The following is an 8,153-nucleotide window of genomic DNA, read 5'->3' on the forward strand; positions in this document are numbered from 1 at the left end:
TCACGGGGTGCTGAGGACCGCCGGGCGGCGGGAGGCGATGACCTTCTTCGCCAGCGACTTCGGGCTGGTCAGGAAGCCCCAGCCCCACGACATGTGCATGGTGGCCAGCGCCACCGGAATCTGCAGGCGCGCCTTCAGCGGCAGCCCCTTGCCGGCCGGGACCGACCCGGCGACGATCGCCGCGAGGTAGCCGCCCGGAACGAGGAAGCCGAGCGGGGTGACGGCGGCGCCGACCACGATCCCGGCGGCTATCGCGCACACGGCGGTGGGCGGGGCGAGGTAGCGCAGGTTGATGGAGCCCTCGTGGTAGCGGGCGACGACGTGCCGCCAGCGGCCGTAGTCCTTGTACTGCTTGGCGAGCGCCTTGACGCTGGGGCGCGGCCGGTAGGACACCTTCAGCTCGGGCGAGAACCAGATCAGCCCGCCCGCCTCGCGGATGCGGAAGTTCAGCTCCCAGTCCTGGGCGCGGATGAACTCCTCGTTGTAGCCGCCCTGTTGCTCCAGCGCCTCGCGGCGGAAGACACCGAGGTAGACGGTCTCGGCGGGCCCGGCCTGGCCACCGGTGTGGAAGGCGGCGTTGCCGACCCCGATCTTCGAGGTCATGGCGGCGGCGACGGCGTGCTCCCAGTCGTTCTCGCCCTCGGCGTGCATGATGCCGCCGACGTTCTGCGCGCCGGTCTCCTCCAGGAGCCGTACGGCGGTGGCGATGTAGTTCGGCGACAGCATGCCGTGGCCGTCGACGCGGACGACGACCGGATGGCGGGAGGCCTTGATCGCGGCGTTGAGCGCGGCGGGCGTACGTCCCGTCGGGTTGGGGACCGTGTGCACGCGCTTGTTCTCGTGGGACGCGGTTTCGGCGACGAGCTCGGCAGCGATCTCGTCCGTGCGGTCCGTGGACGGACCGAGGGCGATCACGACCTCCATCTCGCCGGCGTACTCCTGCGCGAGGATCGCTTGGACGGCTCCGCGCAGATGCCGCTCCTCGTTGAGGACGGGCATGATGACGGACACGGCGGGGAGCTGCACGTCGGACTTGGCGTTCATAGGGGGCTCACGTTACCGCGAACGGGGGACGCGCTTGCGCCCCGCCGGGTGTGCTGCCCGGACTGCAGATCGTATGTGCCTACGGTGCTCACGGCTTCCCCTCGTACGGCCGTCGCCCCGGAGGTGACCCGCATGCCCTCGATCCCGACCCGGTCCCCCGCCTCCCGGCGACCGCGCCGCCGGCCCGTGCACCCCGTCCGGACGAAACGTCCCCGCTGGGCCATGCGGGCGACGATGACCCTCTCGGTGGTGATCCTGGCCTCGGCCGGCATCGGCCACTCCGTGGTCACCAGCCTCGAGGCGGACATCGCCCGGGTCGACGCCTTCAAGGACATGAAGAACCGGCCGCGGGCCGGCCACGGCATGAACGTCCTGCTGGTCGGCACCGACGGCCGCGACAGGATCACCGAGCGGGAGCGCCGGCGCTACCGCCTGGGCGGGGCGCCCTGCCACTGCACCGACACCCTGATGATCGTGCACATCTCGGAGGACCGGGAGCGGGCGAGCGTGGTCAGCCTGCCGCGCGACTCCTACGCCGTGACTCCCCCGCACACCGACGTGAGCACCGGCAAGACGCACCCCGGCCACCCCCTCAGGATCAACGCGGCGTACGCGGAGGGCGGCCCGCAGCTGACCGTGCGGACCGTCGAGCACATGACCCGTGTGAAGATCGACCACTATCTGGAGGTCGACTTCACCAGCTTCATGAAGACGGTGGACGTCCTCGGCGGGGTGAAGGTCTGCACGGCCCGGCCCCTGAAGGACCCGTACACCGGACTGAACCTCGCGCCCGGCACGCATCACCTCAAGGGCGGCGAGGCCCTCCAGTACGTCCGCTCCCGGCACATCGACGCGGACTCCGACTTCGGCCGGATGAAGCGCCAGCAGCGCTTCCTGGCGGCCCTGGTCGAGCACGCGACCTCCTCGGGCATCCTGCTGAACCCGCTGAAGTTCCGGGACGTGACGCGGGCGGTGCTCGGTTCGGTCCGGGCGGACCGCGGCTTCGGCACCGACGAGCTCCTCGACCTCGGCCGCGCGATGCGCACCTTCTCCCCCTCCTCCTCGGAGTTCACGACCGTCCCCATCGCGCAGATGGGATACGTCGTGAAGGGCATCGGATCGACCGTGAAGTGGGACACGGTCGGGGCGGAGCGCCTCTTCAGGGCCCTGCGCGACGACAAGCCCCTCGCCACGACGCGGACGCGCAGCACGACCGCGCAGCCGCCGGCGGTCGAGGTGGCCCCGCAACGGATCCGCGTCCACGTCGAGAACGGCACCCCCACCGTGGGCCTGGCGAAGCGGGTGGACGCGGCGCTGGCGGCCGCCGGCTTCCGCACCACGGGCCGCCCGACCCCCGCCGCCGCCCGCTCCGCCCCGCGCACGGTCGTCAGCTACGACCCCCGCTGGGACCGCTCCGCGAAGTCCCTGGCGGCGGCCCTGCCCGGCAGCGTGCTGCGTGCCGCGCCCGGCCTCGGACCGACCCTGAAGGTGACGGTCGGGACGGACTTCCGGCAGGTGCGCAAGGTGCGGGCGAAGGATCCGGAGCCGGGCGAGTTCGGAATCGTACGGGGGGACGAGGTGGGCTGCTCCTGAGCCGCTGTCGCGCACGCGACGGCGGCAGGCGGCGAGGGCTCAGTCGTCGAACCCCTCCGCCACCCGCCGCTCGCGCAGCTCCATGATCGCCCGCCGGCGGGCCAGCCGGTGGGTACGGCGGATCTGGGCCTCCTGGTAGCGGCGCCGGTCGCGGTCGGTCTCCGGGAGGACCGGCGGCACCCGGCGCGGCTTGCCGTCGGCGTCGACGGCGGCGAAGACGAGGTAGGCGGAGCCGACCTGGGTGGGCGGCGTGGACTCGTTCCAGCGCTCGGCGAGGACGCGGACGCCGACCTCCATCGAGGTCCGGCCGGTCCAGTTGACCTGGGCCTTCACATGGACGAGGTCGCCGACGCGGACCGGCTCGAGGAACGCCATCTCGTCCATGGACGCGGTGACGGCGGGGCCGCCGGAGTGCCGGCCGGCCACGGCGCCGGCCGCGTCGTCGACGAGCTTCATGATCACACCGCCGTGCACCGTGCCCAGGAGGTTGGTGTCGTTGTGGGTCATGATGTGGCTGAGCGTGGTGCGGGAGGCGGAGGTGGGCTTGCCCGGGATGTCCGGGGTATCCGACTCCACTGCGGTGACCTGGTCTGTCATGTCCTCCACCTTATGCCGCGGAGGACAAGCCGGGACTTTGTGTCAGCTTGGCCACAGCGGGGCCCTGATTCTTCGACGACCCTTGTAAGGCACCAAGGCCTGACCGGCACACTGGGGCCCATGAACGATTGGCCCGAGGGATGGTCCGACGACAACCGCGGCACCCGGTACGGAAGCGGCAGCGCGAGCGCACGGCCCGAGGGCGCGCGCGTCATGCGGCAGGTCCGCCGCGGCCAGGCCGCCCCGCCGCAGAGCCCCGGCGTCCCGCCGCAGCCGTCGTACGTCGACGGCCAGGGATACGGCGACTACACGAACGCCCGGAACACCGGGTACGACAGCGGCTACAACACGGGCCAGGTCTACGGCGCGCCCGCCGGCGGCGGACCCGGTGGACCCGGTGAGGGCTACGGCCGCGGGCCGCGTCCCGCGCCGGACTGGCGGCGCCGCATCAAGTGGACCGCGATCACCGTGGTGACCGTGCTGGTGGTGACGACGGTCGGCACGTACTTCTGGGCCGACTCCAAGCTCCAGCGCGAGGTCGACCTGTCGAAGGTCATCGACCGGCCGGAGCAGGGCGAGGGCACCAACTACCTGATCGTCGGCTCCGACAGCCGCGCGGGCATGTCCGACGAGGAGAAGAAGAAGCTCCACACCGGCTCCGCCGAGGGCAAGCGCACGGACTCGATGATGATCCTGCACACCGGCTCCAACGGGGACACGCTCATATCCCTGCCGCGCGACTCGGACGTGGAGATCCCTACCTTCGTGGGCTCGGAGTCCGGCAAGACCTACAAGGGCACGGGCCGGCACGTGAAGCTGAACGCGGCGTACGCCGAGGACGGCCCCGAACTGCTCGTGCGTACCGTCGAGTTCAACACCGGCCTGCGCATCGACCACTACGTGGAGATCGGCTTCGCCGGCTTCGCGAACATCGTGGACGCGGTCGGCGGCGTCGAGATGGACATCCCGCAGGACATCAAGGACACCAAGTCCGGCGCGGACTTCAAGAAGGGCAAGCAGACCCTGAACGGCGAGGAGGCCCTCGCGTTCGTCCGCACCCGGTACGCGCTGGCGGGCTCCGACCTCGACCGCACCAAGAACCAGCAGAAGTTCCTCGCCGCCCTCGCCAACCAGGTGGCCACGCCGGGCACGCTCCTGAACCCGTTCAAGCTCTACCCGACCATGGGCGCGGGCCTGGACTCCCTGATCGTCGACAAGGACATGGGCCTGTACGACCTGGCCTCGATGTTCTTCGCGATGAAGGGCGTCAACAGCGGCGACGGCAAGTCCATGAACATGCCGATCTCCGGTTCCTCCGGCGGCAACCTCGTCTGGGACGAGGCGAAGGTGAAGCAGCTCGTGAAGGAGCTGAAGAACGACGAGAAGGTGACCGTCTCCGCCAACTGAGGCGGCCGCGCACGCAGATCGCCCCCCGTCCGGCGGCCCGGACGGGGGGCGACGGTGTTCGCGGGGGCTTACGGCAGGTTGCGCGCCATGACGATGCGCTGGACCTGGTTGGTGCCCTCGTAGATCTGGGTGATCTTGGCGTCGCGCATCATGCGCTCGACCGGGTAGTCGCGGGTGTAGCCGTAGCCGCCGAGGAGCTGGACCGCGTCGGTGGTGACCTCCATGGCCACGTCGGAGGCGAAGCACTTGGCGGCGGCGCCCTGGAAGGTGAGGTCGCTGTCGCCGCGCTCGGACTTGGCCGCGGCGGCGTAGGTCAGCTGGCGGGCGGCCTCGATCTTCATGGCCATGTCGGCGAGCATGAACTGGATGCCCTGGAAGTCGGCGATCGGCTTGCCGAACTGCTTGCGCTCGGTGACGTAGCCCTTGGCGTAGTCGAAGGCGCCCTGGGCGACGCCGAGCGCCTGGGCGGCGATGGTGATGCGGGTGTGGTCGAGGGTCTTCATGGCGGTGGCGAAGCCGGTGCCCTCCTCGCCGATCATGCGGTCGGCGGGGATGCGGACGTTGTCGAAGTAGACCTCGCGGGTCGGGGAGCCCTTGATGCCGAGCTTCTTCTCCGGGGCGCCGAAGGAGACGCCCGGGTCGGACTTCTCCACGACGAAGGCGGAGATGCCCTTGGATCGCTTGGCGGGGTCGGTCACGGCCATCACCGTGTAGTACTCGGAGACGCCCGCGTTGGTGATCCAGCGCTTGACGCCGTTGAGGATCCAGTGGTCGCCGTCGCGGACCGCCCTGGTCTTCATGCCGGCGGCGTCCGAGCCGGCTTCCGGCTCGGAGAGGCAGTACGAGAACATCGCCTCGCCCTTGGCCAGCGGGGCCAGGTACTTCTTCTTCAGGTCCTCGGAGCCGGAGAGGATCACGGGCAGCGAGCCCAGCTTGTTCACGGCGGGGATCAGGGAGGAGGACACGCAGGCGCGGGCCACCTCCTCGATCACGATGACCGTGGCGAGGGCGTCGGCGCCCGCGCCGCCGTACTCCTCGGGTACGTGGACGGCGTGCAGGTCGCCCGCGACGAGCGCGTCCAGGGCCTCCTGCGGGAAGCGCGCCTCCTCGTCCACCGCGGCGGCGTACGGCGCGATCTTCGCCTCGGCCAGCGCGCGGACGGAGTCGCGGAGCATGTCGTGCTCCTCGGACGGGCGGTACAGGTCGAAGTCAGCCGATCCGGCCAAGGTCTCTCACGCTCCAAAACACTGGGGTGATCCGGTGGGACGATTCGCTAATTACCGTTAAGTAACTCAAATTTTAGAGGGTCCGCTCACGGGAGTGATACGTGAGCTTGGCGACAAGGGAATCGCACGGAGGAACTGCCCTGCGAGGAGAGCGCCTACGCCCCGACTATGCTCGGGCAGCGCCATCCGATCCACGTCCAGCCCAGGAGCACCCTCATGGCCCTCAAGATCACCGTGATCGGCACCGGTTATCTCGGCGCGACACACGCCGCGGCCATGGCCGAGCTGGGTTTCGAGGTCCTCGCCCTCGACGTCGTGCGCGAGAAGATCGAGATGCTGGAGCGGGGCGAGACCCCGATGTACGAGCCCGGTCTGGAGGAGCTGCTGCGCCGGCACGTCGCCGGCTTCGAGGGCTCCACCGGGCGGCTGCGCTTCACCCAGGACTGGGCGGAGGTCGGCGCCTTCGGCGACGTCCACTTCGTCTGCGTGAACACGCCGCAGAAGCACGGCGAGTACGCGTGCGACATGTCGTACGTCGAGTCCGCGATCGCCTCGCTGGCCCCGCATCTCGAGGCGCCCGCCCTGGTCGTCGGCAAGTCGACCGTGCCCGTGGGCTCCGCCGACCGGCTGGCCCGGACGATCGCCGAGCTGGCGCCGGCCGGTGAGGACGCCGAGCTGGCCTGGAACCCGGAGTTCCTGCGCGAGGGCTTCGCCGTCCAGGACACGCTGCACCCCGACCGGATCGTCGTCGGCGTGCGCAGCGAGCGGGCCGAGAAGACGCTGCGCGAGGTGTACGCCACGCCGATCAGGGAGGGCTCGCCGTTCGTCGTCACCGACTTCCCGACCGCCGAACTGGTGAAGACCTCCGCGAACTCCTTCCTCGCCACCAAGATCTCCTTCATCAACGCCATGGCGGAGGTGTGCGAGGCGGCCGGCGGTGACGTGGCCAAGCTGGCGGAGGCCATCGGCTACGACGACCGGATCGGGAAGAAGTTCCTGCGGGCCGGGATCGGCTTCGGCGGCGGGTGCCTGCCCAAGGACATCCGCGCGTTCATGGCGCGCGCCGGTGAGCTCGGCGCCGACCAGGCGCTGACCTTCCTGCGGGAGATCGACTCGATCAACATGCGGCAGCGCGGGCAGATGGTCGAGCTGGCCCGGGAGGCTCTCGGCGGCGGCCCCTTCCTCGGCAAGCGGGTCGCCGTGCTCGGCGCGACCTTCAAGCCCGACTCGGACGACGTCCGCGACTCGCCGGCGCTGAACGTCGCCGGGCAGATCCACCTGCAGGGCGGCCAGGTGACCGTCTACGACCCGAAGGGCATGGGGAACGCCCGCCGGGTCTTCCCGACGCTGGGCTACGCCGACTCGGCCCTGGAGGCGGTGCGGGGCGCCGACGTCGTCCTGCACCTCACCGAGTGGCGGGAGTTCCGTGACCTGGACCCGGCGGTGCTGGGAGAGGTCGCGGCGGCGCGGATCGTCCTCGACGGGCGCAACGCGCTCGACCCGCAGCTGTGGCGGAAGGCCGGCTGGACGTACCGGGCGATGGGCCGCCCGACCGCCTGAGCGGCCCGGCGACGGACGACGCCGGTTCGGCCGAGGCTCAGTCGGCCGAACCGGCGTCTGGGTGCATTCTGCCGCACCCGGATGGTGTGTGCGGTGTGAACCGCCTGTGGGTTAGGGCGGGTGCGCCGACGGGCACCCGTCCCTCCCCGTGCGTCCGCCGGACGCCCGCCCGACCCAGGAGGACCCGCATGGCACCCGTCGCCCGTCTCCGTTCCGTCGTCCTCGACTGCCCCGACCCGCGCGCGCTGGCCGACTTCTACGCGGCCGTCGTGGGCGGCGTCCCCGAGGCCGAGGAGGGCGAGGACGACTGGGTCGTCCTGAAGGTCCCCGGCGGGCCCCGCCTCGCCTTCCAGCAGGTGGACGGCTTCACCCCGCCGGAGTGGCCGCGGGCCGACCGGAACGCGCAGCAGTTCCACCTCGACCTCGACGCGGGCGCCACCTGGGAGGAGATCGACGCGGCCCACGAGCGCGTGGTGGCGCTGGGGGCGCGCCCGCTGGACCTGGAGGACCGGGAGAAGAAGGACTTCCAGGTGTACGCCGATCCGGCGGGCCATCCGTTCTGCCTGTGCCGGATCGAACACCCGTGAGCGGGGCCGTGCCGGACGGAAGCCGGTCGCCGGGGGACGAGGGCGGGGGGGGGGGGGGGGGGGGGCCCCCCCCCCCCCCCCCCCCCCCCCCCCCCCGCGGGCGGGGGCCCCCCCCCCCCCGCCGGGCCCGCGCGCCCCG

General features: G+C 71.3%; 7 protein-coding genes. 4 read left to right on the forward strand and 3 right to left on the reverse strand.

Annotation, left to right across the window (positions count from 1 at the left end):
* Complete coding sequence (locus tag ACIHAR_RS13195; protein WP_365469007.1) at positions 1–1,044, reverse strand: glycosyltransferase family 2 protein; 1,044 nt, start codon at positions 1,042–1,044, stop codon at positions 1–3.
* A 132-nt stretch (positions 1,045–1,176) separates the two neighbouring features.
* Between ACIHAR_RS13195 and ACIHAR_RS13200 the strand changes: the two genes are divergently transcribed.
* A complete protein-coding gene (locus tag ACIHAR_RS13200; RefSeq protein WP_400019201.1) occupies positions 1,177–2,637 on the forward strand; it encodes an LCP family protein in 1,461 nt (486 codons plus the stop codon).
* Between the two features lie 39 nt (positions 2,638–2,676).
* On the opposite strand, the gene ACIHAR_RS13205 is transcribed toward ACIHAR_RS13200, so the two are convergent.
* Positions 2,677–3,234: an acyl-CoA thioesterase gene (locus ACIHAR_RS13205; RefSeq protein ID WP_365469001.1), complete on the reverse strand. Its 558-nt coding sequence runs from the start codon at positions 3,232–3,234 to the stop codon at positions 2,677–2,679.
* 120 nt (positions 3,235–3,354) lie between these two features.
* Between ACIHAR_RS13205 and ACIHAR_RS13210 the strand changes: the two genes are divergently transcribed.
* The gene (locus ACIHAR_RS13210; RefSeq protein WP_365468999.1) at positions 3,355–4,641 is read left to right on the forward strand and encodes an LCP family protein; all 1,287 of its coding nucleotides are present in this window, start codon (positions 3,355–3,357) and stop codon (positions 4,639–4,641) included.
* A gap of 68 nt (positions 4,642–4,709) precedes the next feature.
* On the opposite strand, the gene ACIHAR_RS13215 is transcribed toward ACIHAR_RS13210, so the two are convergent.
* A complete protein-coding gene (locus ACIHAR_RS13215; RefSeq protein ID WP_365468996.1) occupies positions 4,710–5,867 on the reverse strand; it encodes an acyl-CoA dehydrogenase in 1,158 nt (385 codons plus the stop codon).
* Positions 5,868–6,083: 216 nt separating this feature from the next.
* On the opposite strand from ACIHAR_RS13215, the gene ACIHAR_RS13220 reads away from it, so the two are divergent.
* Together ACIHAR_RS13220 and ACIHAR_RS13225 are read left to right on the forward strand one after the other, a co-directional pair.
* Positions 6,084–7,427 (forward strand): UDP-glucose/GDP-mannose dehydrogenase family protein, encoded by a 1,344-nt coding sequence (locus ACIHAR_RS13220; RefSeq protein ID WP_365468993.1) that lies wholly within the window; start codon positions 6,084–6,086, stop codon positions 7,425–7,427.
* 188 nt (positions 7,428–7,615) lie between these two features.
* Positions 7,616–8,014 (forward strand): VOC family protein, encoded by a 399-nt coding sequence (locus ACIHAR_RS13225; RefSeq protein ID WP_365468990.1) that lies wholly within the window; start codon positions 7,616–7,618, stop codon positions 8,012–8,014.
* The last annotated feature ends 139 nt before the right edge of the window (positions 8,015–8,153 follow it).

Origin of the sequence: Streptomyces sp. NPDC052016 (assembly GCF_044548445.1) — a bacterium.
In the GTDB taxonomy this organism is placed as follows: domain Bacteria; phylum Actinomycetota; class Actinomycetes; order Streptomycetales; family Streptomycetaceae; genus Streptomyces.

Coding starts and splice junctions, on each gene's coding strand:
- ACIHAR_RS13195 (WP_365469007.1), bottom strand. CDS start 1,044: ATGAACGCCAAGTCCGACGTGCAGCTCCCCGCCGTGTCCGTCATCATG.
- ACIHAR_RS13200 (WP_400019201.1), top strand. CDS start 1,177: ATGCCCTCGATCCCGACCCGGTCCCCCGCCTCCCGGCGACCGCGCCGC.
- ACIHAR_RS13205 (WP_365469001.1), bottom strand. CDS start 3,234: ATGACAGACCAGGTCACCGCAGTGGAGTCGGATACCCCGGACATCCCG.
- ACIHAR_RS13210 (WP_365468999.1), top strand. CDS start 3,355: ATGAACGATTGGCCCGAGGGATGGTCCGACGACAACCGCGGCACCCGG.
- ACIHAR_RS13220 (WP_365468993.1), top strand. CDS start 6,084: ATGGCCCTCAAGATCACCGTGATCGGCACCGGTTATCTCGGCGCGACA.
- ACIHAR_RS13225 (WP_365468990.1), top strand. CDS start 7,616: ATGGCACCCGTCGCCCGTCTCCGTTCCGTCGTCCTCGACTGCCCCGAC.